Genomic DNA, 24,063 nt, shown 5'->3' on the forward strand with positions numbered 1-24,063 from the left:
CTCAATGACTTCGGGGGAATACTTGGGTTGCTTCTTCATGGCTCCATTTTCTCAAAGAATGGAGCCTCTACAAAACCCGGGGCGATTCAGGAACCGACAAAGTAGAGCCCCAACCCAGCCTCCTCATTTGCTTGCTCGATGCGCAGTCTTACAGTTGTCGTGAGTACTCATCGGTAAACCGAGCCCTGGGGTGGCAGACACCGCTTGACGCGGACCAGCACTAATATTGCATTAAGGAACAGTACATGCCGTTCCCATAAATTGGCCTAAGATTGGTCGCGCAGAACCTATCAGGTCCCGTTCAAATACTGCCGACAAACGCGTTGAGTATTCATTCTTGATATGGAGGCTCCGATGTTTCCTGCAACAACTGAAAAAGCCGAACGCAATACCTCACCGGCCGCCATGCAGCGGTTCGACCAGCAGTTTCGAGAAAACATCGCCCGCCTCAAGGGGGCGGACAAGCAGGCGATGGAGCAGCGCTTGCGCGAACTTGATCGAGAATGGAATGTGGAGCGGGCGATCGAGCTCGAAGCGCCGACCATGATTCTCCTCGGTCTGGCCCTGGGCACCCTGAGCAATCGTAAATGGTTCGCGGTGTCGGCGATGGCGGCGAGCATGGTCATTCTGCACAACCTCCAGGGCTGGTATCCGCTACTGCCGGTTTTTCGCGCCGCAGGGCTGCGGACCGCCGAAGAGATCGAACAGGAACGCATGGCGTTGAAGGCATTGCTGGGTGAAGAATCCACGCTGGCACATTCAATTCACTAAGGAGATGATGATGTTCGCTGCCACCGCGACCCAAGTATCAGGCCATACCTCGCCGCAACTGAACGATCAGATTCGGCACGAGACGCAAGAACGGATCAGGGAATATGAACGCAACGACCGGAACGCCTTGATCACCCGTCGCCTCAATGAGCTCGAACACGAGTGGGATGTCGAGCGTACCCTGCAGACAAATTTCGCCACCCTGTCGCTTGTCGGCCTCGCACTCGCGCTCAAGAGCGACAAACGCTGGCTGGTACTGGCTGCCGGCGTGCCCCTCTTCATGGTGCAGCACGCGCTGCAGGGGTGGTGCCCGCCGCTTCCCGTGCTGCGCCGGCTGGGCGTGCGTACGGCGAGAGAAATCGCCGAAGAGCGCTATGCACTGAAATCGCTGCGAGGCGACTTTGACGATGTCGATGGCGCGAAGGATCCGGACGCGATCGTCCGCGCGGTCCGAGCCTAGCGTGGCCGCGCGGTCCCCAGCCTATATTCCTCGGTATGCAATGCAAGCCGACATGCGCCGGCTGGGGTTTTTTTGTGCGGCGCGCGCCCCCATGATCGTCAATGACTCGGCTTCTGACCGGCAGCGTTCTGGTCAACGACACCCGGGATGTCTTTCGTTGGCCGGGGGAATTTACCGCTCAAATCGTCTACCCCGGATTGAGGCTTGGCAAGCGCGCGCAGATCCGCGCGCTCCTCACGCTTCTTGGCCCTGTTGACTTTCAACTGCTTGTCACGCGCCTCACCCAAGCCAGGCATGATTTCACCATCCCGATTGAATGACCAGGCAAGCATGGCTTCACCCAACGGAATTCTATCGCCCGGCTTGCCCTGGTGACCGGTATGCCACACATGCCAGGTCTTGCCGTAGCTGTTCATTTTCTTCTTCATCAAGGCATGCTCGGCCGCTGCTGGCAGTCCTGGCGCAACAAGCTGGCCGGACAGGATCTCGCCGTTATGCGGATGCCAGTATTTTCGCTCTTCTTGGGGCAGGGTATTGAACAGCTTCTCTGAAATTATATATTCCACGCCATTCATGTTGGCGGTTCTTGTATTGCCATCGAAGAGCACGCACTGCGCAAAGTCCTCGTTGACCTGGTGGCAGTAATGGTGCGCCTCCATCTGCATTTCAGGGTTGTCCTTCATTGGATGGAATCCATTCAGATACACATCAAATCCTTTGAGAGGAGAGTTGCTCTGCAAGATCTTTGCGCCTGCCTCGAGCATTCTGGTATCGTCATATTTTGCCTCGCCTGCCGGTGCGGTCTTGGGTGGCGACTCGGACTGCGCCGTCGCTACACATCCACTCCCAAGCCCGACAACACAGATTGCTGTGGCCATACATGCGCTCAGTTTCATTTCGAACTCCTTTGTGTAGATATTCTATAAACGATGTTTCAGTGAATAGCATCTCAGCGGTCGATCCGGGCTGCCAGAGCCTGAGCGGCGTGCGACGCATACGATGCGTCCGCATCCGGGCCTCAGTAGAGGTAAGGCAGCAGTTTCTTGACCTTTTTCTGATACGCGGAGTAGTCGGGATAACGCTCTAGCAGCCACGTTTCTTCGCGTGTCGCCTTACAGTCGAAGAACACCCCCAGCAGCAAGGTCGATACGATACGCAAGGGGCTAAATGTCAACAGCGAAATCCCGAGTACGGCCAGAAGCAGGCCGAAGTAGATCGGGTGCCGAACCAGGCGGTAAGCGCCGCTTGTGACAAGCTGAGCCTTAGGCCGGGGCCGGGGGAAAGGCGTAAGCGATTTCCCGAGCGAGACGACACTACTGCCGAGAACAGCGATTCCGCCCAGTACGCCGACCGCTCCCAAGACGCCGAATAGCGTCGGCGTTGGCCAGGCCGGCCCAACCTGGGCATCAGCAGGAAGAGTGCAAATAGCAAGACCTGGATCACTACCCAGGCTTCGCCACGGTTGCCGAAACGGTTTCGATTCATGTCGTATCCAGTTTTCCTTGAGAAGCGACCGTCCACCGAGATGAAGCGCACGCCATCCCCAGCCTCAGGTTGGTAACGTCCGCAGCGGTACCATCCATTCGCGCCCGTTGAGCATGCGCTCCGTCTATTCCTTCTCCAGGCGCGGTGCAAGCGCGCTGAGATCGTACCCTGCCTGCGACGCAGCTTCCAGCAGCGCGGAAGGGGATTCCTCGCCCGCGCGGGAAAGCGCCCACATCGACGTCGAGCGCCGTCCGGTGCGGCAATAGCCGAGTACCGGCTTTGGCAACTCGGCCATCAATTGCTTGAACGCGGCCGAATGGGCATCGGTGACATTATCCGGCGCCGCCGGCAGATACCGTGCTTCCATGCCGAAGCAGGCAGCTTCCTGTTCGATCTCGCTGAAGGCGGGCTGGTCCGGTCCTTCGCCGTCCGGCCGGTTACAGATGATCGAACGAAAACCGTCCCGTGCCAGGGCGGGGATGTCCTCGAGTTGAACTTGTTGCGAGACCGCGAGGTCCGGGCTGAGCTGTTTGAATTTCATGGGATCTCTCCTGGATGGTTGAGTTTGGCGTCTGACCAAAGCACTTACGAGCTCAAGGCCGACAGAAGGAACGCCGCTGCCCGGCGATGCGGATGAGGGAACCTGATCAGGTGCCAAGTGAGCAATTCACTTGCGGCGATTCAGGTGCCACGTCAAAGCACATGTCTGACTACCAACCCGGCAAGCATGATGTCGCGGGTCACCGGCATAGGTAACAATATACTTGAAAATAGTTTGAGATACGATATACTATAAAAATGTATTTTGAATGGTGGACAGGATGTCAAAGAAAGATGAAGAAGCGGGGCTGAGTCCTGCCGATGGCATCGATATCGAGTCGATGCGCCGTGCTGCAGAGCAGGCTAGCGGCCTGTTGAAGGCGCTGGGCAATATCGACCGCCTGCTGCTGCTTTGCCAGATGACACAAGGGGAGTTCTGTGTCAGCGAGCTGGAAGTCTTGAGCGGCATTCGCCAGCCTACGCTCTCGCAACAGCTTGGGGTGCTGCGCGACGAGCAGCTGGTCCATACGCGCCGCGAGGGCAGGCAGATCTATTACAGCATAGCGAGCAGGGACGCGATGGCCGTAATGGAAGTTTTGTACGGGCTGTACTGTAAACCAACGAAGGAGAGTAAATCATGACCATCAACTGGAGCGAGTTCACGCCCTGGGCGTCGTTGTTCGGCGGCTTGCTGATCGGTCTCTCGGCCGCGCTGTTTGTACTGTTTAACGGCCGGATTGCCGGCATCAGCGGCGTGCTTGGTGGTTTACTGCGTCCGCTGCGCGGCGACATCGGCTGGCGTGTCGCATTTCTGGCAGGACTGATCGGTGCGCCTTTAGTGTACGGGATGTTCGCTACCTTGCCGGAAGCCCGCATCGACGCCGGCACCGGGACCCTGGTCGTCGCCGGACTGTTGGTCGGGCTGGGCACGCGCTACGGGTCTGGCTGCACCAGCGGCCACGGCGTCTGTGGACTGTCGCGGGGTTCGCCGCGCTCCTTGGTCGCCACGGCGAGCTTCATGCTGGCCGGCTTCGTCACCGTGTATGTCGTACGCCACCTGATGGCTTAAGGAGGGAATTCTCATGCAGATCGTAATGGCATTGATTGTCGGGCTCATCTTCGGTATCGGGCTGCTCGTGTCGGGCATGGCCGACCCGGCGAAAGTCCTGAATTTTCTCGACCTGGCGGGTAGCTGGGATCCTTCGCTGGCATTCGTCATGGGTGGCGCGATCGCAGTCGGCGTGATCGCATTCCATGTTGCCGCCGGGCGCAAGAAGTCGCTGCTCGGCGATGCCATGCGCTTGCCGACCGCCACGCAGATCGACCGGCGGCTGGTGTTCGGCGGTTTGGCCTTTGGGGTGGGCTGGGGCCTGGCGGGCTACTGCCCTGGACCGGCGCTGGTGTCGCTGGTCGGCGGTGGCGAGAAGCCGCTCATTTTCACTGGCGCACTCCTGGCCGGAATGGCGATCTTCGAGCTGCTAGAGCGCCTGCCCGCTACCCCCGGCAAGCAGCATGTGTAAGCGCAGCGCCAGGGTGAGGGCGACGTCATGCTGATCAGCCTGGGGTTGGGTCTGGTGGTTGGCGTGGTCCTCGCGCTCACCGGTGCCGGCGGCGGCATTCTCGCGGTGCCGCTCCTCGTCTTCGGCATGCAGATGGGGGTTGCCCAGGCCGGCCCGATCGGCCTGCTGGCGGTTGGCATGGCGGCGGCGCTCGGCGCCTTCCTCGGTTTGAAGGCCGGGATCGTACGCTACCGCGCCGCCCTCCTGATCTCGGTGACAGGGATGCTGTTGTCGCCTGTCGGTTTATGGCTGGCGAACCGTATCGACAATCGCTGGCTGAGCGTACTGTTCGCACTCGTCCTCTTGTTCGTGGCTTTCAAAACATTTCAGCGCGCTAGGGGCAAGCAGGCTGTCCGTCAGGACCCTGTCAACCTCGAGCAGCCGTGCATGCGCGACGGCGGTACAGGCCGCTTTGTCTGGACGGCGGGCTGCGCTCGTTCGCTCGCGCTTTCCGGCACGGTTGCCGGCCTGCTCTCCGGCCTGCTTGGTGTTGGCGGCGGCTTCGTGATGGTGCCGGCGCTGCAGCGTTATACCAATCTGGATATGCAGTCGACCGTGGCAACTTCGCTTGCAGTGATCGCACTGGTGTCGGTGACCGGAGTTGCCTCGAGCGCGATCGCCGGCTCGATGAGCTGGCCGGTGGCACTGCCGTTCGCCGCGGGGGCGCTGGCCGGCATGCTGGGCGGCCGCATCGTATCGGACCGCCTGGCCGGACCGCAGTTGCAGATCGGCTTTGCCGGCGTGTCGGCGCTCGTCGCGGTGGGCATGATCGCCAAGGTACTGTACCGATAACCCGAGCCGCGATGCGGCGCTCATCCTATTCCAAGGAGAACCTACATGAATCTTAAACCGATCCAGTTGTTTGACACCGAGTCCTCGACTTTTACCTACATTCTTGCAACCCAGGCCGGCGGCGAGGCTGTGCTGATCGATCCTGTCGACGAACATTGGGAACGCGACCTGGAGCACCTGCGGCGCCTCGACCTGAAGCTGGCTTACGTCCTCGAGACGCATGCCCATGCGGACCACGTCACCTCCGCCGGCAAGCTGCGCGAGCTGACCGGCGCAAAGGCCGCGGTACCAAGCGGTTGCGGTATCCCGCCTGCCGACGTCCAGTTGAACGACGGCGATGTGATCCGCTTCGGCGGTGAAGAGATTCTCGTATTGCATACGCCCGGCCATACCGCAGGGAGCATGAGCTATGTGTGGCGCAACAACGTGTTCACCGGCGACACCCTGCTGATCAACGCGTGCGGCCGTACCGATTTCCAGAGCGGCAGCGCCGATGCCTTGTTCGACAGCGTGACGAAGAAGCTGTTTTCGCTTCCGGACGACATGCTGATGTGGCCGGGGCACGACTACAAGGGTCAGGTGGTTTCGACGATCGGTTGGGAGAAGCAGCACAACGCGCGCCTGGCCACGCGCAGCCGTGAGGAGTTCGTCCAGTTGATGGCCGAGCTTGACCTGCCCAAGCCGAAGCGGATCGACGTCGCCGTGCCGGCGAACCAGAATCTGGGTTTGCCGCACAGCGTCTGACGCAAGGAAAAGGATGGCAATGACGGACGATACGGCGGCAAAGGCGGCAAGCCTGTGGGACCAGCGCTACGGCACACCTGAATTCCTCTTCGGGACTGCGCCCAACGACTACCTGGCCAGCCAGGGGCACCTGCTCCGGCCGGGGATGCGGGCGCTGGCGGTCGCGGACGGCGAGGGCCGGAACAGCGTCTGGCTCGCACGCCAGGGCCTGAGCGTCGACGCGTTCGATCTCTCGCCGGTGGCCGTCGGGAAGGCCAGGCAGCTCGCCAGCGATGCCGAGGTGGCGGTTGACTTCCACATCGCCGATTGCGATGCCTGGAGCTGGGAGCCGGCATCTTACGACGTGGTCGCGGCGATCTTCGTTCAGTTTGCCGACCCGCGCATGCGGGCCCGCCTGTTCGCAAACATCATTGCCACGCTGAAGCCGGGCGGCATCCTGATTTTGCAGGGATATACGCCCAGGCAACTCGAATACAAGACAGGCGGTCCTGGAGTGTTGGAGAACTTTTATACCGAAGAAATACTACGCGCGGAACTCGGCTCACTGGACATCGTCGAGCTCCTGAATTACGAGGCAAACCTGGCTGAGGGAACGCAACATGCGGGGCGTTCGGCACTCATCGGGCTGGTCGGCAGAAAAGTCCTGTAGTCGCGAAGTGGGGCAGCCTGCCGGCCTGCGCCAACAACGCACATTGATAAAAACGATTGATGGAGACAAGCATGGGAGCATCCCAACCGAATCCGGGGGCCGTCTACAAGGAGGCGCCCGGCTATTTTCGGCGTCTAACGGGCGTTGACTGGATGTTCGGCGCCGGCCTGTTGGCCGCCGCGCTGTTCGCGCTGAACCGTTATGCCGCTTTCATGGATGGCTACGAGCGCGCTATCCTGTTGCTGACTGCGCCGACCTTGGCCGCGCTCGGCTGGCACTGGAAGCCGGTGCGCTGGCTGTTCCCGCTGTCCGCGGTCTTGTCCCTGTGGGCCGTGTCGCTCTATGACGGTTCGCTGGCAGCGGCGGAACAAAATTTCTTCTTGAAATACATGCTGTCGAGCCAGTCGGCCATTCTCTGGATGAGCGTGCTGTTCGTGTTCTCGACCGTGTTCTACTGGATCGGGATGCTGGCGCGCTCGCATGCCAGCAGTGCGCTCGGCTCGCGCCTGTGCTGGGCCGCCGTGGTCCTGGGTTTCACCGGCATGGCGGTGCGCTGGTTCGAGTCCTACCTGATGGGGGCGGATATCGGCCACATTCCGGTGTCGAACCTGTACGAAGTGTTCATCCTGTTCGCGCTGATCACCGCGCTGTTCCACCTGTATTACGAAGAGCGCTACGCCACGCTCCAGTTGGGCGCCTTCGTACTGCTGATCATCGCCGCCGCGGTCGTGTTCCTCCTCTGGTACACGGTGTCGCGCGACGCCGCCCAGATCCAGCCGCTGGTGCCGGCGCTGCAGAGCTGGTGGATGAAGATCCACGTGCCGGCCAACTTTATCGGCTACGGCACCTTCGCGCTGGCCGCAATGGTCGGCTGCGCCTACCTGCTGAAATCGCACGGCATCCTGGAAGACCGCCTGCCATCCTTGGCTGTGCTGGACGACGTGATGCACAAATCGATTTCGGTCGGCTTCGCCTTCTTCACCGTCGCCACTATCCTGGGTGCGCTGTGGGCGGCCGAAGCCTGGGGCGGCTACTGGTCCTGGGACCCGAAGGAAACCTGGGCCTTGATTGTCTGGCTCAACTACGCGGCCTGGCTGCACCTGCGCCTGATGAACGGATTGCGCGGCCGCGTCGCAGCATGGTGGTCGGTCGTAGGCCTGCTGGTGACGACCTTTGCCTTCATCGGCGTAAACATGTTCCTGTCGGGCCTGCACTCGTATGGGGAATTGTAATCCACATTAGTTGAATCCACGATCTAAAGGAGACGATATGAAACTGTTCCGTGTAATCGCTGCCATGCTGTTCCTGAGTGTCGCCGTGAGCGCCGGGGCCGCCGGGCGGCCCGAGAGAGTCGTGTACCACATCAGCGACGCGAGCAATGCCATGCAGGCGCTCGGGAACATCCGTAACCACCTGAACGCCAGTCCGAATGCGAGCATCGTCGTGGTCACGCACGGCGCCGGGATCGATTTCCTGCTCGAGGACGCCAAGGACAAGAACGGCAATCCCTACAATGCCGTGGTCCAGGAACTCGCGGACCGCAAGGTCCAGTTCCGGGTGTGCAATAACACCCTGAAAGGACGCCAGATCGATCGCAAGCGGGTGCTGCCGGAAGCGACCGTGGTGCCGTCCGGCGTCGCGGAGCTTGCGCGCCTGCAGTCCCAGGAAGGGTACGCCTACATCAAGCCTTGAATTCGGGGGGCCTCCATGGTGCACGTTAACGTGCAGTTAATCCTGGGTCGCGACACTGGGACAGGGATGAAGCCGACACATGCGCCGCTGGGCGGCGCATGTGTGCGAAAGTAAGGACGGCAGTCGCAGCCGTTTTGCAGGCATGACTGACTCTCAAGGAAAGGAGCGGAACCATGTTTTTTCAACGGGTTAAAACGCAGGGATTGGGCCACAATGCCTATGTGCTCGGATGCGGCAACGGGCTTGCGGTGGTCGTCGATCCGCGGCGGGACGTGGCGGAGTACCTGCAACTGGCGCGCGATAATGACTTGAGCATTGCCTACTGCATCGAAACGCATCGCCAGGAGGATTTCGAGTTCGGCTCGGCGAGCCTGGCGGAACTCACCGGCGCCAAAATCCTGGCGGGCAAGCACCCCCTGTTCGGCCGCGTCGACGTGCAGGTTGGGGACGGCGAGGAGTTCACGGTGGGGACGACCCGCTTCGTTGCGCTCGCCACCCCGGGACACACGCCCGAGAGCATGTCCTATGCGGTATATCCCGAGGACGCCGGCGACCAGTGCTGGGGCGTGTTCACCGGAGATGCCCTGTTCGTGGGCGATACCGGGAGGACTGATCTGTCGGACCCGGAAAAGACCGCGGAGAACGCGGGCCTGCTCTACGATTCCGTGCACCAGAAACTGGCGCCGCTCGGCGACCAGGCGATCCTGCTGCCGGCGCACGGGGCGGGCTCCGCATGCGGGGGCAACATCTCCGAGCGCGACGAGTCGACACTCGGCATCGAACGTGCGACCAATCCCGTATTCACGAAAAGCCGCGCGGAGTTCATGGCGCAGAAGGCCGGTGAGCATCTGCCTCGCCCCCCGTATTTCTCGCATATGGAAGTGGTCAACCTGGAAGCCGGGCGGCCCGTGCCCGCGTCCCCCGACGATCGGGTGCTGTTGCCCAAGGCATTCCAGGAGCGCGCCAGGGGCGGGATCGTGATCGACACCCGATCGCCCGATGCCTTCGCAGGCGCCCATATCCCGGGCTCGTACAACGTCTGGCTGAAGGGCCTGTCCACCTTTGGCGGCTGGCTCGCGGACGAACAGACACCGGTCTTCCTGGTCGTGGAACAGCCCGCCAAGGCGCCTCTGGCAATCGCACAGCTTGCGCGCATCGGCATCGACCGTGTCGAGGGGGTGCTCGTGAACGGGGTCGAGGCATGGCGCGAAGCGGGCTTGCCGATCGAAGCGCTGGGCACGACGAGCGCAAGCGAGGCTGCACGCTGGAACGAGGAGGGGGACCTGAGTATCCTCGACGTGCGCGACGACATGGAGTGGAAGGAGAAACACATCCCTGACGCGCACCATACCTTCGTGGGCCATCTCGAAGCAGACCTGCCCGCGATTCCCAAGGACCGCCGGATTGTCGCCCACTGCAGCGTGGGGCATCGCTCCGGGCTTGCGGTCAGTATTCTTCGGCGTAATGGGTATACCAACGTCTTTAACATGCTTGGCGGTATAACGGCATGGGACAAGCTCGGGCTGCCATTGAACAGGAACCAGGTCGAATAACGCGCGGAGGAGACGGACATGAACACGGCTGGCGGTGCATGGAATCCCTATCTAGTCGGCGCCCTTATCGGCGTGCTCTCGATGGCGACGTTTTATTTTTCCAACAAACCGCTGGGCGTGTCGACTGCTTTCGCACGCATGGCGGGCATGCTGGGCTACCTGGTCTCCAGGAAGCACACCGATTCCCTGGCGTTCTATCAGGACAAGGTTCCGAAAATCGAGTGGGAAGTCATGCTCGCTTTCGGCATCGTCGTCGGGGCCTTCTTCGCCGCCTTGTCGGGCGGCGAATTCGACGCCAGCGTGATCCCGCCGCTGTGGGAGGCGCAGTTCGGAAATTCGATCCCGCTTCGGCTGTCGGTCGCTTTCATTGGCGGCGTGATCATGGCGTTCGGTGCGCGGCTTGCAGGCGGGTGCACGAGCGGCCATGGCATCAGCGGCGCACTGCAATTGTCGGTCGGGTCGTGGATTGCGCTAGCGTGCTTCTTCGCGGGTGGTTCCCTGGTGGCGCAGGTGATGTATGGATAGCAAATCCGCAGAAACCGGCACCGGCCACGCCACGCCCCCTGGAAGCACCAGCGCCGAGGCTGATAAAAGCGACTCGCCAAGGCAGCTCGTACTGGGCCTTTTTTTTGGGATTGTTTTCGGGTTCCTGTTGCAAAAGGGCGGCGTTGCCAAGTACGACGTTCTGCTGGGCGCGCTTCTGCTGACCGATTTCACGGTCATGAAAATCATGCTGACAGCGATTCTTGTCGGGATGATCGGCATTTTCGCCATGCATGCTCGTGGACTGGTCAAGCTGCACCTCAAACCCACGAAGTATGCAGCCAATGTCATTGGCGGCCTCGCCTTTGGAGCAGGGTTTGCCTTGATCGGGTATTGCCCGGGAACCGGCGCCGCAGCCTTAGGACAGGGGAACCTGGACGCCATCGCAGGGATCGCCGGACTGCTGGCGGGAAGCTATCTGTTTGCCGAATTGTCCAGAAACCTCGGCACGAATCTGCTGGCCTGGGGTGACCGCGGCTGCATCCAGCTCCCTGATCTGATTGGCGTACGCATCATGCCATTCCTGATCGTGTTCGCGCCATTGCTGGGCGTGGCACTGTGGCTGTTGTACCGATATTTTCCGTAGTTCGAAAAGCATGACCAGGGCTGTCCGGGAGTTGCCTCAGATGCCGGACGCGGCGCCACCGATCTCGTGCGCGTCTGCCGCTTCGCCCACCTGTGCGGCGACCAGCTCTTCCAATGCTGTGGCCTCCATGGGCCGTCCGAACAGGTAGCCCTGGCAACAGCCGCAACCGATCTTCGCCAGGAAGGCGCGCTGGGCCTGTGTCTCCACGCCCTCGGCAATGATCCCGAGCCCCAGTGACTGGCTCAGCGCCACGATACTGCGAGCAATCGACGCATCGTTCGGGTTCTCCAGGATGTCGCGTACGAACGAACGGTCGATCTTGAGCTGGTCGAGCGGCAGCCGCTTCAGGTAGCTGAGCGAGGAGTAGCCGGTGCCGAAATCGTCGAGTGCAAAACCGATGCCGTGCGCTTTCAAGCGCAGCATCTTGTCGACCGTATCGTCGACGTCGTCTATCAGGACGGTTTCCGTCAGTTCCAGTTTCAACAGCCGCGGGTCGATCCCGCTCTCGCTCACGATGTCCAGCACCTCGCTCACGAAGCCGGGCTCGCGGAATTGGTGGACGCTGACGTTGACCGCAACGCTCATGTGGCCCATCGCGGGAATACGGTGCCATCGGGCCAGTTGCCCGCATGCGGCGCGCAATGCCCAGCGGCCGAGCGGCACGATTAGTCCCGAGGCCTCCGCAACCGGTATGAACTCGACCGGGCTCACCTGCCTACCTGCGCTACTCGTCCAGCGCAGCAGCGCTTCGGCGCCGCTGATCCGGCCTGCGCCGTCGACCTGGGGCTGGTAATGGAGTGCGAACCTGGCGCTACCAAGCGATTCCCGCAGTTCCCTTTCCAGAGCAAGGCGGTGGTTCACTTCGGTTTCCATGTCCAGATGGAAGAAGCACAGGGTATTTTTTCCTTCGTGTTTGGCGCGGTACATGGCCATGTCGCCACGCTTCATCAGGGTATCGATCGCTCCCTCGGTGCTGAGGGCGGCGCCCAGGCTGCACGTGGCGTGATGCGTCATGCCGTCGATGTCGAAGGGTTCGCGCAGCGCGTCGAGGATCTTTTTGCCAGTCATGGCAGCGTGGTGGGCGGCTTCCTGCTCGTCCCGCCCGACGTTCTCTAGCAGGACGACGAATTCGTCTCCCCCAATGCGCGCGACCGTGTCACAGGCCCTGGTACAGGCGCTGATGCGTTTTGCCACCTGCAACAGCAGCCGGTCCCCAACTCCATGTCCGCGCAGGTCGTTCAGGTCTTTGAAATTGTCGAGATCAAGGAACAGCAATGCTGCTATTTGCCCAGCCCTCTGGTGCAGCGGCATGGCGTGGTGCAGCCGCTCAAGCAGCATGCGGCGGTTCGCCAGGCCGGTCAGCGGGTCGGAATAGGCCAGCCGAACGATTTCATCCTGCGCCGTTTTCTGCGCCGTGATATCGCCCTGCGTGCCGACGTAATGGGTGATGCTGCCGGAGCTGTCGCGTACCGCCGTGACCGTGAGGCGGGCCGGATAGGTGCTGCCGTCCTTGCGCGAAGTCCAGATCTCGCCTTGCCACTTTCCTTCGGCCTCCGCAGCCTTCCACATGGCGGCGCCGGCATCGCTGCCTTCGCGTGACAGCGCGCACGGTGGCAGCATGCCGCCGGCCAGTTCGCCCGCGCTGTAACCCGTCATCATGCAATAGGCTTCGTTCACCCGCAGGATGCGGCGATCACGGCCGGCGATGAACATCCCTTCGGCGGACTGGAATACCGTCGCCGCCACGCGGTTCGATTCCTCGGCCGCCCGCCGCTCGGAGATGTCGAAGGAAATCCCGCACAAGCCCCCGACGCTACCGTCCTCGTTGAAAAGCGGTATCTTGGTCGTAAGCACGGTCACCTGCCGGCCATGGGCATCGGGCACCGTTTCTTCCGATACCACCCGTTGGCGTCCCACGATCGTCCGCTGGTCGTTGCGACCGATTTCCGCGGCAACCCCTGGCGCGAACAGCTCGATGTCGCTGTGTCCAACGATATCCTTGTTGTCGCGGCCGAGGAAGGTGCGCAGCGCCTGGTTGGCATAGGTGTAGCGGCAGGCTGCATCCTTGATGTAGATGAGGCTGTCGACGCTGTCCAGGATGGTGCCCAGCCGTTGCTCCGTCTCCCGAAGCCTGCCCGACTTGCGCAGGTTCTGGCGTCTCAGCCATGCGGTCGTACCCAGTGCGACGAGCAGCAGGACGAGCACCAGGCCCGCTGTCCACCGCAAGTACGCGGGAATCTGTGCCAGCACCCCGCGCGACTGCCAGCGTTCGAGAATGGCGAAATACACCGAGTCCGGGTTTGCCTGCCAGGCGCCAAGCCGACGGTCGAAGGCCGCCAGTAGATTGCCATTCAGGCCCTTTCCCGCCGCGTAGTAGAGGCGGGTCGGTTGGAACAGGATTGGTGTCGCCACGATGCCGCGTCCGGTCGCGTGAAACGCACCCACGAAGTGGCTCGCGACGACCGCATCAGCTTTGCCGGTGGCCACGAGGTCGAAACCCTCGGCGATCGATGCGACTGGCACTACCTGCGGCTTGACCCCGAATTCTTTGGCGAAATCGGTGAAGTAGCGTTGCTGGATCGAGTCGGACAGGATCGCGACACGCTTTCCGCCGATGTCGGTCATGGAGCTCAAGGCGACGCCCGTGCGCCGGAACACCTGCGACCAGCTGTACAGGGCGGGAACCTGATGAAAGTCGAGCTGCCGGCTCCGCTCTTCAGACCAGGCCACGTCGGGTAGCAGATCGATGCTGCCCTGGTTAAGCGCGGCAAGGCACTGAGTCCATTGGCACTGGATGAAGCGTAGCTCCCAACCTTCGGCCTTGGCGACTTCGCGGAGCATATCGACAAGGATGCCTTCCGCCTGTCCCTCTCCACTGGGATAAAGCTTCGGAGGATTGGCATAGACGCCAACACGGACCACGCGCGGAGCAGCTACCGCTTGGGCAAGCAGCGCAAAGCCTAGCAGTAACAAGAGAAGTATCTGCCGCAGCAAGAAGGTCGAGCCTTTCGCAAAAAATGGGCGGTTGGGACCAGTCGACTCGAATTTGTGCGAGGGCTGACCGATAGTTACATTTTTACCATAGCGGCTGGAATGCAGCGCTTCGATAGATCGCATGGGGCCGGCCCAGTCGGCGGCGAAGGAACACGCCGTCAGCCAGATCAGGCTGACGTGCCAGCGGTCGCGTTCCTGTAACTTGACCATCAGTTTACGGAACAACACAGTGGCGAGGGCGAACACCGCCAGGAACCCGAGCTGACGTCCGACGCGATCCCAATCGAGCAGGATCAGGGCCAGCACGCCCCAGATCGCGATATCGTCCAGACTTGCATAACGCAGGATGCGTTGCCCGATCGGCTGACGCAGGATCTCCAGCTTCTCCATGAGCAGAATCAGGATCGGCAAGGCCGTGACGGCGCACGCCAGGCCGACGCCCAGCACGAATTGCCAACTTGCGGCCTTCGGACCGATCCAGCCGGCGTAGCCCAGCATACCAAGCGCGGCAACGCAGCCGAACACCAGCGGCGTACCCAGCGCGAGCGATGCGGTGATCATGCTCTCGCGGCGGTGCGCCCAGGCCGCTTTCAGGTCGAGTTCGATGCCAGCGATCATCACGAAGATCATCACGGCCCACCAGGCAATACCGTTGAGCGACTGGATGACCTCGGGATTGAACACAAAGTTATAGTATTCCGGATAGGCCTTTCCCAGGATGCCTGGCCCGAGCAGGATGCCGGTGATGATCTGCACCACCACCAGCGGGGCGTAATAGTCCGTGTCGCCCAAGCGCCAGATCAGGTAGGGAATGCTGACGATGATCGCCATGGCGATCAGGAAAATTTCGGTCGTGCCCATTGCTGCGTGCATAGCGTCTCTGGCTGGTGTTGTCATTCGAGTAGGCGAGGGGCGAGTATGGTGTGCTTGTTCAACCCCTGGCAAGAAAAAATTGCGGTGGTGTAATTCGACCGCGACAAGACCAATCAATTACCCGCAGCCCGGCAAATCCTTAATCCTGCCTTAATCCGCAATGCATAGCATTGCTATCCGCTACAGAAACTTGCTCGTACTAAACATGCGGCCCCGGTCAACATAGGGAGGCCACGCCGCATCCGCAGCGCTCCCTCTGTGCGAACCCGATGAACTTGTCTGTGCCGTACTGGCGCAGGCCATTACGCATTCCAAATCATGCCCATCACTATCGGACTACTGCTCGCGCTGAGCTTTACCGCATCGCTTGCCGCGCTCGGCTTCCTGATCTGGGCCATCGCACGCCGCCAGTTCGCGCTGTCGCAAAGCGATGCCTCCACGATCTTCGAGCCGGGCGAGACCGGCGCCCCCGACGACACCACTGCCTTCGGCCGCGCGCCGGCCGGTTCGCATGCCCACCGTTTTGACGTGATCCGCGAGCGCATCGACGTCGCCGGGCGCCGCACCGTGCTGCTGATGGCGGCCGTGGCCGCGTTCTGGCTGGTGCTGGGCTCGGTGTTCGGCGTGATCGCCTCGCTCAAGCTGCACCTGCCTGACTGGCTGGTGGAGCACGCGCCGCTGACCTTCGGGCGCATGCGCAGCATGCACCTGAACCTGGTCGCCTACGGCTGGTTGTCGGTGGCCGGCATCGCCTCGGCGCTATGGATCGTGCCGCGCATCTTCCATACGCCGCTGCGTTACCCGCGCGTCGCCATGTTCGGCGCCATGGTCTGGACCATCGGCGTCGCCATGGGCGTCACCGCCATCGCGCTCGGCTACACCCAGGGCGTCGAATGGCTGGAAATCCCCTGGCAGATTGGTCTGCTGCTCGCGGTCGGCGGCGCCTGCCTGGCATTCCCGCTGGTGATGACGGCGCGCCACCGCAAGTCGCACCACATCTACGTGTCGGGCTGGTACTTCCTGGGCGGCCTGGTGTGGTTCCCGGTGCTGTACTTCATCGCCAACCTGCCGGGCCTGCACGCCGGCGTGCAGCAGGCCACGGTCAACTGGTGGTTCGCGCACAACGTGCTCGGCCTATGGCTGACCCCGCTCGGTGTGGGGACTGCCTACTACCTGATCCCGAAGATCGTCGGCCAGCCGGTGTATTCGTACAGCCTGTCGCTGCTCGGCTTCTGGGGCCTGGCGCTGTTCTACAGCCAGGTCGGCATCCACCACCTGATCGGCGCCCCGGTGCCGACCTGGCTGGTGACGCTGTCTATCGTGCACAGCGTCATGATGTTCATTCCGGTGATCGCGGTGGCGATCAACCAGCACACCACGGTGGTCCGCAATGCGTGGGCGCTGAAGCAGTCGGTAGCGCTGCGTTTCGTGGCCCTGGGCGCGCTGATGTACACGCTGTCCTCGTTCCAGGGCTCGCTGCAGGCGCTGCGCCCGGTGAATTCGATCACTCATTTCACGCACTACACGGTCGGCCATGCCCACTTGGGCGCCTACGGCTTCACCAGCATGGTGCTATTCGGGGCCTTCTACTACATGCTGCCTTACCTGACCGGCCGCGACTGGCCGTGGCCGCGCCTGCTCAAGCTGCACTTCTGGCTCGTGGTCGGCGGCTTCTCGGTGTATTTCTTCGCCGTGTCGATCGGCGGCTGGCTTCAGGGCATGGGCCTGCTCGAACCGGGACGCTCGTTCGAGGCCGTGACCCGCGCCACGATGCCTTACCTGGAGGCGCGCTCGCTCGGCGGAACCCTGATGACCCTGGGCCACCTCGTGTTCGCATTCCATATCGCCGCCCTCCTGATGGGCAAGGGCACCCAGCGCACGGCCATTGCGGGCCAGACGCCGGAAACCGCCACCGCCGGAGCATGACCATGAACCGCCTCATCCCGATTTTCGTCGGCGCCATCGCCATCCTCGCATTCGCGACCCTGATGCTGGTGGTGATCCCCGGCGCGCAGATCCGCGACCAAGCCCCCGCGCCGGGGCTGGCGGACTACACGCCGCAGCAGCTGGCCGGGCGCCAGCAGTACATCAACCAGGGCTGCGTCTATTGCCACAGCCAGCAGCCGCGCGCGGCCGGCCAGACCCTGGCCGACCTGTCGAAAGGCTGGGGCCGGGCCCCGACGTCGGCCGATTTCGCCTATGACCGTCCACACCAGCTGGGCACCATGCGCACCGGCCCCGACCTGCTCAATGTGGGCGCGCGCCTGCCGAGCCGCGACTGGCACCTGACCCACCTGTACCAGCCGCGCGCGATCTTCGGCTGGAGCATCATGCCGGCCTATCCTTACCTGTTCGAGCGCAAGAAGCAGGCGGCGCCGGGCGACGTCGTCGTCAAGCTCCCGCCGGAATACCAACCGCAGGGGGAGGTGGTGGTGGCGCGCCAGGAAGCGCTCGACCTTGCGGCATACCTTCAAGGTCTCAACCGTACTTATCCGGCAGCGCCGGCGGGCCAGGCCGTCCGTGACGAAGGCTATGCATTGTCGAAGGGAGAACAGCGATGAACAAGAACGATCCGGCCAAGAACCCGGCAGCGCCGCAGGTCGACGAAGCCTTCGACCCGTGGGAGCGGACGCGCCCGATTCCCCTGTTCGTGGTCGCGCTGGTGTTCGCGCTGGCATTCTGGGGCTTGCTCACCTACGTGTCGGAGTACCAGGCACAACGCCGCGGGCAGCAGCAGAACCAGCACAGCGCCAAGACGGCGGCGGTGGCCGTTGCAGCGGCGCCGCCAGGCGTCGTGCGCGGCCTGGCCGACGCCGACCCGGCAACCCTGCAGGCGGTGAGCGCCGGCACGGGCCAGGCCTGGAGCTGCGCTTCCTGCCACGGCGCCGCTGGCGAGGGAAATCTCAGCACGCCGCGCCTGGCCGGCCAGCCCGCCGCCTATCTCGCCAAGCAGCTGGAAGACTTCCGCTCCGGCCTGCGCCACAACGAATCGATGGCCTTCGTGGCGCGCGCCCTGAGCGACGAGGATATCGCCAAGCTGGCGCGCTACTACGCCGGCATCGAACTGCGCGCCAAGCTGGCGCCCAGCCTGGGCGGCAACCTGGAACGCGGCAAGCTGATTGCCGAGAAGGGCGACTGGAAATCCAACGTGCCGGCCTGCTTCCAGTGCCATGGCATGAACGGCGAGGGCGTCGCGCCCGGCTTCCCGGCGCTGGCCGGCCAGCAGCCCGACTACATCTTCGCGCAGCTGGCGGCGTGGCACGCGGGCGAGCGCAAGAATTCGCCCCAGAAGCTGATGGACGACGTCGCGCGACGCATGAATCCGGACGACATGCGCGCCGTGTCTGACTACCTCGGCTCGATGCCGGCGCCGGCCCTGCCGGCCCAGGCCGGCGCCACTTCCACCCCACCGCTGTGACGGCAATGCGCTCCTGAGACACGATATGAACGACCCGAAGAAAACCACGACCAAGTCACCCTATACCCTGGGCAGCACGGCCCGCCGCATGGCCGCGGCGGCCGGCGGCGGCCTGGTGCTGTTCGCCTTCGGCGCCCTGGTGGTCCAGACCGGCGCCTGGCAGCGATTCCAGACGATGGCCGGATTCACTCCCGATACGCCGGCGCCCGCGCTCACGCGCGAGGCAGCCGAGGCGAAAGCGCGCCAGGAGATGCTCGCCGCACGCGCCGAGCGCAAGAAGGACAAGGAAGGCAAGGTGGCCGCGCCGCTGCAGCCGACCGGTCCGGACGGCTACTTCGTGCCGCCGCTCGAATCCGAAATGCCGGACGGTCCGGAGGGTGATGCAATCCGTCGCGGCCGCGATATCTTTATCCACACGCCGCAGTATGCCCAGCGCTATGTCGGCAACAGCATGGCCTGCGCCCAGTGCCACCTGGACGCGGGACGGCGCGAGAATTCGGCGCCGATGTGGGCGGCCTATGTGCAGTACCCGAAGTACCGCGCCAAGAACAACAAGGTTAACACGCTGGAAGAGCGCATCAACGGCTGCTTCAACTATTCGATGAACGCGCAGGCCTCCGAGGCCGGCAAGGCGCCGCCGCCGGGCGACGACATCTACAAGGACCTGATGATCTACATGTACTGGCTTGCCGATGGCGCGCCAACCGGCGAGCAGATGCGCGGCGGGGGCTACATCAAGGTCAAGGAAACGCCGCAGGGTTACGACCACGCGCGCGGCGCCAAGGTCTACGCGCAGAACTGCGCGCTGTGCCACGGCGACGACGGCCAGGGCCGCAAGGACGAGAGCGGCAAGCTGCGCTTCCCGCCGCTGTGGGGGCCGGAAGCCTACAACTGGGGCGCCGGCATGGCACGGATCGACACTGCGGCCGGGTTCATCAAGGCAAACATGCCGCTCGGTAAGCCGCATAGCCTGTCGGACCAGGACGCATGGGATGCGGCGGCCTACATCAACAGCCACGAGCGGCCGAAGGATCCGCGCCAGACCGGGACCATCGAGGAGGCACGCGTGCGCTTCCACAAGGATGAGAAGAGCTACTACGGCAAGGAAGTGGGCGGCAAGATCATCGGCGCGGGCGTTGCCCGTACCAGCCCGGTCGCGGCACCGAAGGGTTAGCGCGATGAACCTGGCCTTTGCCGGCATTGATCGCGATGCGCTGCGCCGCGCCGGCCGCATGGTCGTCAGCATCGAGGGCATGTGGTGCGCCAGCTGCGCGCTGGCGGTCGAGCGCACGATCGCGCGTTCGCCCGGCGTGACCGCGGCCAGCACCAGCTTTGCCGGCGGCTCGGCGCTGGTGCGCTGGGACCCGGACCGGATCGACCTCGACGAATTGTTTACCCGGGTCGAACGGCTCGGCTACGGCATTGTTCCGCTGGTCGAATCCCAGGAGATGGAACGGCAGATCGACGCGCAGGCACGGGCGGTCTGGATGCGGCTGGCGGTGGCCGGCTTCTTCGGGATGTGGAGCATGCTCGGATCGGTGGCGCTGTATCTCGATGCCGGACTGGCGGCCTCGCAGGCCGGATGGTGGATCGCGCTCGCCTCCTGCCTGGCCGCGCTGCCGGTGGTGACCTGGTCGGCCCTGGCCTTCTACCGCGCCGGCTGGCGGACCCTGCGTGCAGGCGTGCCCGGCATGGATGCACTGGTGTCGACGGGCGTGCTGGCGTCCTGCCTTCTGTCCGGATGGTCGCTGCTGCGCGGCAGCGCCGACGTGTATGCGGACACCGCGACAATGCTGGTGAGTTTCCTGCTGTGCGGGCGCCTGATCGAACTGCACGCCCGGCGCCGCAACTCGGTGGCGGTCAATGCGCTGCGCCAGGCGGTACCGGAAACGGTGCGCCGCATCGGCGTCAATGGCGTCCCGGTGGAAGAACCCGCGAACCGTGTCGGTCCCGGAGATCTTGTGCTGGTTCACGCGGGCGAGCGCGTGGCGGTCGACGGCACCGTCGTCGAAGGTGAAGGCGAGGTCGATGCGGCGATCGTGAGCGGCGAGTCGGCTCCCTTGCCGGTGGCGCTTGGCGACCGCATCGTCGCCGGTTCCATCAACCTGTCGTCGCGGCTGGTGCTGCGCGTCGACCAAGCCTGGGGCCAGCGCTTCATCGACCGCATCGGTGTGCGCATGCTCGAGCTGCTCGGCACCAAGAGCGCCGCCGCGATGCAGGCCGAGCGCTTTGCGCGCTGGCTGGTGCCGGCCGCGCTGGTGCTGGCGGCGGCCAGCTTCACGGTTAGCTGGGCCGGCGGCGGCGATCCTGTGCAGGCCGCCCTGCGTGCCCTGTCGGTACTAGTCGCTGCCTGTCCCTGCGCGGTCGGGCTGGCCCTGCCGCTGGCTTATGCCGCCTCGACCGCGAGCGCGGCGCGCCAGGGGATCCTGCTGCGCGACCCTGCGTCGCTCGAAGCCCTGGCCAACGCCCGCGAGATCCTGTTCGACAAGACCGGTACCCTGACAGAGGGCATGCTCGAAGTGCGCGAGGTGCTCGGCTCGCAGCACGCCGCCCCGGCCGAGGTGCTTGGCCTCGCGGCGCGGGCGGAAGCGGACATTGCGCATCCGGTGGCGCGCGCGATCCGCTCGGCGGCCGAGGCCGCAGGCGCCGCTAGCTGCGGCGATGGGCTGGTGCAGCGCCATCCGCGCGGCTGCACCTGGCGCAGCCCGGACGGACAGGACATGCTACTGGTGGGCAGTGCGGGCTTCGTCGAAGAGCAGGGCGTGAGCTTGCCCCCAGGGGCACCGGCAGACTGCACCAGGGTTGAAGTCGTGCGTAACGGGAAGTGGATCGGGGCCATCCTGCTGCAGGACCGCATACGCGAAGACGCCGCGCGCGCGCTGCGGTCGTTTGCGGAGGCAGGAATACGCACCCGCCTGGTTACCGGAGACAGTGCGGCTGCCGCGGCCCCGGTTGCAGAAGCGGTCGGCCTCGGGCCGGACCAGGTCCATGCGCATTGTTTACCTGAGGACAAAGTGAAAGTACTCGAGCGGGCCGGCAAGCCCGCGGTGTTCGTCGGCGACGGTGTCAATGACGCACTTGCCCTGGCTGCTGCCGAATGCGGCGTCGCAGTGCAGGGCGCCACTCCGGCCGCCGTTGCGACGGCAGGGGTGGTCATCGCGAGCGGCGGGGTGGAGCAGGTGGCCGCAGCCTGGCGGCATGCCCGGCGAACCGTCGGGGTAGTGCGCCAGAACCTGGCGTTCTCGATGGTGTATAACGTGGCTGTGCTGGCGCTGGCCTCGAGCGGCATGGTGACGCCGGTTGCCGCCGCTGGCGCCATGCTGGCCAGCAGTCTGAGCGTCATGCTGAATTCGGGACGGCTGCTGTCCGGGACGAGTGCGCGTCAGCGCACTTGAACCAGGACTGGCCCGGGAGCGCTATTCGGCAGGAAAGGCGAGGTGCGCGGCCACGCCGCTGCCCTCGCGGCGTTCCAGCTTCCAGCTCCCGTCGTAGCGCGCGACGACCGCCTTGACGATCGAGAGGCCCAGGCCGCTGCCCTGGCCGCTGCCTTTGCGCCAGAAGCGCTGCCCTGCCTTGCCTATCTCCGCGTCGCTCATGCCGCTGCCCTGGTCTTCCACGGTAAAACCCACCATCCCGCCATACTGCACGATCCGCAGTACGACCGCCGCCTCGGCATCGCCGTAGCGCAGTGCGTTATCGAGGATGTTGCGTAGCGCGGTCACGGCCAGGGACCCGGGTATGCGCAGGGCGCGCGCTGCGCCGCCTTCGTCACGAACGCAAACCCTGGCGACCTGCTGCGCCGGAAGTTGCATGATGACCTGCTCGGCGATTGCGCCGGCCTGCAGGCGTTCGTCGTCGTCGAATGACATCGAACCCTCGACGCGCGCCAGCATCAGGAGCTGGTTGATGATGCCCTGCAGGCGGCCCACCCCGCGTTCGGCCTGCTGGAGGGCGACCGCCGTGTCCGGTCCGTCGCCACTCATGCGAGCGACCTGGAGATGGGTTTTCACGGCGGTGAGCGGCGTGCGTAGTTCGTGCGCGGCGTCGCCGGTGAAGCGCCGTTCGCGCTCCATGGTGCGCTCGATCCTGGCCAGCAGGCCGTTGACGGTGGTTACCAGGGGGGCGAGTTCATGCGGAAGGTCTTGCTCGGGCAGCGGGTGGAGCGCACCGGGCTTGCGCGCTTCAAGGGCAACGCGGATCCGTTCGAGCGGCCGCAGCCCATGGCATACGGCGAACCAAAGCGCGATCAGGGTCGCGCCCATGGCGACCAGGAAGGGCACGAAGGTCGCGAACGCGATATTCCGGAACAGCTGCTGGCGGCGCTCCACCTTGTCGGCGGTGGTGATGCGCATCCCGTTTTGCTCGATGGTGTAGCTGCGCCAGGTAACGCCATCGATGACGCGGGTGCGGTAGCCGGGTGATGCGAGACCGAGGCGTTCCGGGCTGTTCTCGGTGCGGCCCACGATGCCGCCCCGCAGCAGCCGGATTTCGCAGGCCACGTTGTCGGCTCGGACCAGGTAAGGGATAGGGCTGGTTCCGCGCGAGCCCGGCTGCACCGAAAGATGGGGCGAGTCGGCGATCAGCGCGGCGACCATGCGTGCCGATGCAGCAAGCCGCTCGTCGAGCGCGTCGCGGAATTCGTCGCGCAGGTCGACTAGCGTCCAGACCGAGGACAAGGCCCAGAACAGGGCGAACGAGGCGCCGATCGTGACCAGCAGGCGCAGGCGCAACGTCTTCATGCCCCCGCCTTGCCAAGCCGGTACCCAAGGCCACGCACGGTCTCCACGATGTTCGGCCCGAGCTTGCGACGCAGGTGGTAGATGTGGACGTTCAGGGCATTGCTCTCGACACCATCGCCGAGCCCATACAGGCTGTCCTTGACCTGGTCGCTACTCAGGATGCGCTGGCCGCTGTTGAGGAGCGCCTGGAGCAGGGCCAGCTCGCGCCGCGACAGCTCGACCGGGTTCCCGTCCAGCGTCACCACCTGGGTGGCCGGATCGAAGGCAAGCGGACCATGCTCGATGCGGTCGACGCTGCGGCCGGCACTACGCCGCTGCAGCGCATGCAGCCGTGCGACCAGTTCGTCGAGCTCGAAAGGCTTCACGAGGTAGTCGTCGGCGCCGCTGCGCAGGCCGGCCACCTTGTCCTGGACGTCGTCGCGCGCGGTCAGGACCAGCACCGGCCAGTCCTTGCCCGCGCCGCGCCAGCGCTTGAGCAGCGTGAGCCCGTCCGTATCCGGCAGTCCGAGATCGAGGAGGAGGACATCGAAACGGCCGGTCTGCACGGCCACTTCCGCCTGGGACGCATTGGCGACATGATCGGCCCCGATTCCTGAGAGGCGCAAGCCGGCAAGAATGCCGCTGGCGACCAGTTCGTCGTCTTCAATGACGAGTACACGCATGGC

24 protein-coding genes are annotated in these 24,063 nt (G+C 63.9%); 18 read left to right on the top strand and 6 right to left on the bottom strand.

Annotated elements, in window-relative coordinates; all coding sequences use genetic code 11:
• Positions 1 to 354 precede the first annotated feature (354 nt).
• Together FVD38_RS13900 and FVD38_RS13905 are read left to right on the top strand one after the other, a co-directional pair.
• The gene (locus tag FVD38_RS13900; RefSeq protein WP_147935360.1) at positions 355 to 771 is read left to right on the top strand and encodes a hypothetical protein; all 417 of its coding nucleotides are present in this window, start codon (positions 355 to 357) and stop codon (positions 769 to 771) included.
• A 10-nt stretch (positions 772 to 781) separates the two neighbouring features.
• Complete coding sequence (locus FVD38_RS13905) at positions 782 to 1,231, top strand: hypothetical protein (protein ID WP_187271589.1); 450 nt, start codon at positions 782 to 784, stop codon at positions 1,229 to 1,231.
• A gap of 98 nt (positions 1,232 to 1,329) precedes the next feature.
• Here the strand turns inward: FVD38_RS13905 and FVD38_RS13910 are convergent, their stop codons facing one another.
• The 3 genes from FVD38_RS13910 to FVD38_RS13920 all read right to left on the bottom strand — a co-directional run bounded on the left by FVD38_RS13910 (position 1,330) and on the right by FVD38_RS13920 (position 3,257).
• Entirely contained in the window at positions 1,330 to 2,127 is a 798-nt protein-coding gene (locus tag FVD38_RS13910) for an OBAP family protein (protein ID WP_147935361.1), read from the bottom strand.
• A gap of 122 nt (positions 2,128 to 2,249) precedes the next feature.
• Positions 2,250 to 2,591, bottom strand: a complete 342-nt coding sequence (locus tag FVD38_RS13915; protein WP_187271590.1) for a methyltransferase family protein — start codon at positions 2,589 to 2,591, stop codon at positions 2,250 to 2,252.
• A 249-nt stretch (positions 2,592 to 2,840) separates the two neighbouring features.
• Complete coding sequence (locus FVD38_RS13920) at positions 2,841 to 3,257, bottom strand: protein tyrosine phosphatase family protein (protein ID WP_147935362.1); 417 nt, start codon at positions 3,255 to 3,257, stop codon at positions 2,841 to 2,843.
• Between the two features lie 280 nt (positions 3,258 to 3,537).
• Here FVD38_RS13920 and FVD38_RS13925 point away from each other — a divergent pair, with 280 nt between their 5' ends.
• The 11 genes from FVD38_RS13925 (at position 3,538) to FVD38_RS13975 (ending at position 11,374) form a co-directional block, all read left to right on the top strand.
• Positions 3,538 to 3,897, top strand: a complete 360-nt coding sequence (locus tag FVD38_RS13925; protein ID WP_229493658.1) for an ArsR/SmtB family transcription factor — start codon at positions 3,538 to 3,540, stop codon at positions 3,895 to 3,897.
• Entirely contained in the window at positions 3,894 to 4,325 is a 432-nt protein-coding gene (locus FVD38_RS13930) for a YeeE/YedE family protein (protein WP_147935363.1), read from the top strand. Before FVD38_RS13925 ends, FVD38_RS13930 begins: the two co-directional genes overlap by 4 nt.
• A gap of 13 nt (positions 4,326 to 4,338) precedes the next feature.
• A complete protein-coding gene (locus FVD38_RS13935) occupies positions 4,339 to 4,776 on the top strand; it encodes a YeeE/YedE family protein (protein WP_147935364.1) in 438 nt (145 codons plus the stop codon).
• Between the two features lie 27 nt (positions 4,777 to 4,803).
• Positions 4,804 to 5,607, top strand: coding sequence for a sulfite exporter TauE/SafE family protein (locus FVD38_RS13940; RefSeq protein WP_147935365.1), 804 nt, complete (start codon positions 4,804 to 4,806; stop codon positions 5,605 to 5,607).
• Positions 5,608 to 5,652: 45 nt separating this feature from the next.
• Positions 5,653 to 6,351, top strand: a complete 699-nt coding sequence (locus tag FVD38_RS13945) for an MBL fold metallo-hydrolase (protein ID WP_147935366.1) — start codon at positions 5,653 to 5,655, stop codon at positions 6,349 to 6,351.
• 19 nt (positions 6,352 to 6,370) lie between these two features.
• The gene (locus FVD38_RS13950; RefSeq protein WP_147935367.1) at positions 6,371 to 7,000 is read left to right on the top strand and encodes a class I SAM-dependent methyltransferase; all 630 of its coding nucleotides are present in this window, start codon (positions 6,371 to 6,373) and stop codon (positions 6,998 to 7,000) included.
• A 71-nt stretch (positions 7,001 to 7,071) separates the two neighbouring features.
• Positions 7,072 to 8,232, top strand: a complete 1,161-nt coding sequence (gene ccsB, locus FVD38_RS13955) for a c-type cytochrome biogenesis protein CcsB (protein WP_147935368.1) — start codon at positions 7,072 to 7,074, stop codon at positions 8,230 to 8,232.
• 37 nt (positions 8,233 to 8,269) lie between these two features.
• Positions 8,270 to 8,692, top strand: a complete 423-nt coding sequence (locus tag FVD38_RS13960) for a DsrE family protein (RefSeq protein WP_147935369.1) — start codon at positions 8,270 to 8,272, stop codon at positions 8,690 to 8,692.
• 173 nt (positions 8,693 to 8,865) lie between these two features.
• Positions 8,866 to 10,245 (top strand): MBL fold metallo-hydrolase, encoded by a 1,380-nt coding sequence (locus FVD38_RS13965; protein ID WP_147935370.1) that lies wholly within the window; start codon positions 8,866 to 8,868, stop codon positions 10,243 to 10,245.
• 18 nt (positions 10,246 to 10,263) lie between these two features.
• The gene (locus tag FVD38_RS13970) at positions 10,264 to 10,770 is read left to right on the top strand and encodes a YeeE/YedE thiosulfate transporter family protein (RefSeq protein WP_147935371.1); all 507 of its coding nucleotides are present in this window, start codon (positions 10,264 to 10,266) and stop codon (positions 10,768 to 10,770) included.
• A complete protein-coding gene (locus FVD38_RS13975; RefSeq protein WP_147935372.1) occupies positions 10,763 to 11,374 on the top strand; it encodes a DUF6691 family protein in 612 nt (203 codons plus the stop codon). The genes FVD38_RS13970 and FVD38_RS13975 overlap by 8 nt, the downstream gene beginning before the upstream one ends.
• 36 nt (positions 11,375 to 11,410) lie before the next feature.
• Here the strand turns inward: FVD38_RS13975 and FVD38_RS13980 are convergent, their stop codons facing one another.
• Positions 11,411 to 15,229 carry an EAL domain-containing protein gene (locus tag FVD38_RS13980; protein ID WP_187271591.1) on the bottom strand — a complete coding sequence of 1,273 codons (3,819 nt, stop codon included), beginning with the start codon at positions 15,227 to 15,229 and terminating at the stop codon, positions 11,411 to 11,413.
• 330 nt (positions 15,230 to 15,559) lie between these two features.
• Here FVD38_RS13980 and FVD38_RS13985 point away from each other — a divergent pair, with 330 nt between their 5' ends.
• Genes FVD38_RS13985 through FVD38_RS14005 form a run of 5 tightly spaced genes read left to right on the top strand, consistent with a single transcriptional unit; the run spans position 15,560 to position 22,054 of the window.
• Entirely contained in the window at positions 15,560 to 17,167 is a 1,608-nt protein-coding gene (locus FVD38_RS13985; protein WP_147935374.1) for a cbb3-type cytochrome c oxidase subunit I, read from the top strand.
• 2 nt (positions 17,168 to 17,169) lie between these two features.
• Positions 17,170 to 17,802 carry a cbb3-type cytochrome c oxidase subunit II gene (locus tag FVD38_RS13990; protein ID WP_147935375.1) on the top strand — a complete coding sequence of 211 codons (633 nt, stop codon included), beginning with the start codon at positions 17,170 to 17,172 and terminating at the stop codon, positions 17,800 to 17,802.
• The gene (locus tag FVD38_RS13995) at positions 17,799 to 18,659 is read left to right on the top strand and encodes a c-type cytochrome (protein WP_147935376.1); all 861 of its coding nucleotides are present in this window, start codon (positions 17,799 to 17,801) and stop codon (positions 18,657 to 18,659) included. The genes FVD38_RS13990 and FVD38_RS13995 overlap by 4 nt, the downstream gene beginning before the upstream one ends.
• A 25-nt stretch (positions 18,660 to 18,684) precedes the next feature.
• Positions 18,685 to 19,833: a c-type cytochrome gene (locus FVD38_RS14000; RefSeq protein WP_147935377.1), complete on the top strand. Its 1,149-nt coding sequence runs from the start codon at positions 18,685 to 18,687 to the stop codon at positions 19,831 to 19,833.
• Positions 19,834 to 19,837: 4 nt separating this feature from the next.
• Positions 19,838 to 22,054, top strand: coding sequence for a heavy metal translocating P-type ATPase (locus FVD38_RS14005; RefSeq protein ID WP_187271592.1), 2,217 nt, complete (start codon positions 19,838 to 19,840; stop codon positions 22,052 to 22,054).
• 21 nt (positions 22,055 to 22,075) lie between these two features.
• Here FVD38_RS14005 and FVD38_RS14010 read toward each other — a convergent pair whose 3' ends face one another.
• Positions 22,076 to 23,398 carry a sensor histidine kinase gene (locus tag FVD38_RS14010; protein WP_147935379.1) on the bottom strand — a complete coding sequence of 441 codons (1,323 nt, stop codon included), beginning with the start codon at positions 23,396 to 23,398 and terminating at the stop codon, positions 22,076 to 22,078.
• The gene (locus FVD38_RS14015; protein ID WP_147935380.1) at positions 23,395 to 24,060 is read right to left on the bottom strand and encodes a response regulator; all 666 of its coding nucleotides are present in this window, start codon (positions 24,058 to 24,060) and stop codon (positions 23,395 to 23,397) included. The genes FVD38_RS14010 and FVD38_RS14015 overlap by 4 nt, the downstream gene beginning before the upstream one ends.
• Between the last annotated feature and the right edge of the window lie 3 nt (positions 24,061 to 24,063).

The organism is Massilia arenae (genome assembly GCF_008014745.1).
Classification (GTDB): Bacteria; Pseudomonadota; Gammaproteobacteria; order Burkholderiales; family Burkholderiaceae_D; genus Telluria; species Telluria arenae.

Coding starts and splice junctions, on each gene's coding strand:
- ccsB (WP_147935368.1), top strand. CDS start 7,072: ATGGGAGCATCCCAACCGAATCCGGGGGCCGTCTACAAGGAGGCGCCC.
- FVD38_RS13925 (WP_229493658.1), top strand. CDS start 3,538: ATGTCAAAGAAAGATGAAGAAGCGGGGCTGAGTCCTGCCGATGGCATC.
- FVD38_RS13985 (WP_147935374.1), top strand. CDS start 15,560: ATGCCCATCACTATCGGACTACTGCTCGCGCTGAGCTTTACCGCATCG.
- FVD38_RS14000 (WP_147935377.1), top strand. CDS start 18,685: ATGAACGACCCGAAGAAAACCACGACCAAGTCACCCTATACCCTGGGC.
- FVD38_RS13960 (WP_147935369.1), top strand. CDS start 8,270: ATGAAACTGTTCCGTGTAATCGCTGCCATGCTGTTCCTGAGTGTCGCC.
- FVD38_RS13995 (WP_147935376.1), top strand. CDS start 17,799: ATGAACAAGAACGATCCGGCCAAGAACCCGGCAGCGCCGCAGGTCGAC.
- FVD38_RS13990 (WP_147935375.1), top strand. CDS start 17,170: ATGAACCGCCTCATCCCGATTTTCGTCGGCGCCATCGCCATCCTCGCA.
- FVD38_RS13950 (WP_147935367.1), top strand. CDS start 6,371: ATGACGGACGATACGGCGGCAAAGGCGGCAAGCCTGTGGGACCAGCGC.
- FVD38_RS13935 (WP_147935364.1), top strand. CDS start 4,339: ATGCAGATCGTAATGGCATTGATTGTCGGGCTCATCTTCGGTATCGGG.
- FVD38_RS14005 (WP_187271592.1), top strand. CDS start 19,838: ATGAACCTGGCCTTTGCCGGCATTGATCGCGATGCGCTGCGCCGCGCC.
- FVD38_RS14010 (WP_147935379.1), bottom strand. CDS start 23,398: ATGAAGACGTTGCGCCTGCGCCTGCTGGTCACGATCGGCGCCTCGTTC.
- FVD38_RS13905 (WP_187271589.1), top strand. CDS start 782: ATGTTCGCTGCCACCGCGACCCAAGTATCAGGCCATACCTCGCCGCAA.
- FVD38_RS13945 (WP_147935366.1), top strand. CDS start 5,653: ATGAATCTTAAACCGATCCAGTTGTTTGACACCGAGTCCTCGACTTTT.
- FVD38_RS13900 (WP_147935360.1), top strand. CDS start 355: ATGTTTCCTGCAACAACTGAAAAAGCCGAACGCAATACCTCACCGGCC.
- FVD38_RS13970 (WP_147935371.1), top strand. CDS start 10,264: ATGAACACGGCTGGCGGTGCATGGAATCCCTATCTAGTCGGCGCCCTT.
- FVD38_RS13965 (WP_147935370.1), top strand. CDS start 8,866: ATGTTTTTTCAACGGGTTAAAACGCAGGGATTGGGCCACAATGCCTAT.
- FVD38_RS13975 (WP_147935372.1), top strand. CDS start 10,763: ATGGATAGCAAATCCGCAGAAACCGGCACCGGCCACGCCACGCCCCCT.
- FVD38_RS13920 (WP_147935362.1), bottom strand. CDS start 3,257: ATGAAATTCAAACAGCTCAGCCCGGACCTCGCGGTCTCGCAACAAGTT.
- FVD38_RS13930 (WP_147935363.1), top strand. CDS start 3,894: ATGACCATCAACTGGAGCGAGTTCACGCCCTGGGCGTCGTTGTTCGGC.
- FVD38_RS13910 (WP_147935361.1), bottom strand. CDS start 2,127: ATGAAACTGAGCGCATGTATGGCCACAGCAATCTGTGTTGTCGGGCTT.
- FVD38_RS14015 (WP_147935380.1), bottom strand. CDS start 24,060: ATGCGTGTACTCGTCATTGAAGACGACGAACTGGTCGCCAGCGGCATT.
- FVD38_RS13980 (WP_187271591.1), bottom strand. CDS start 15,229: ATGGGCACGACCGAAATTTTCCTGATCGCCATGGCGATCATCGTCAGC.
- FVD38_RS13940 (WP_147935365.1), top strand. CDS start 4,804: ATGCTGATCAGCCTGGGGTTGGGTCTGGTGGTTGGCGTGGTCCTCGCG.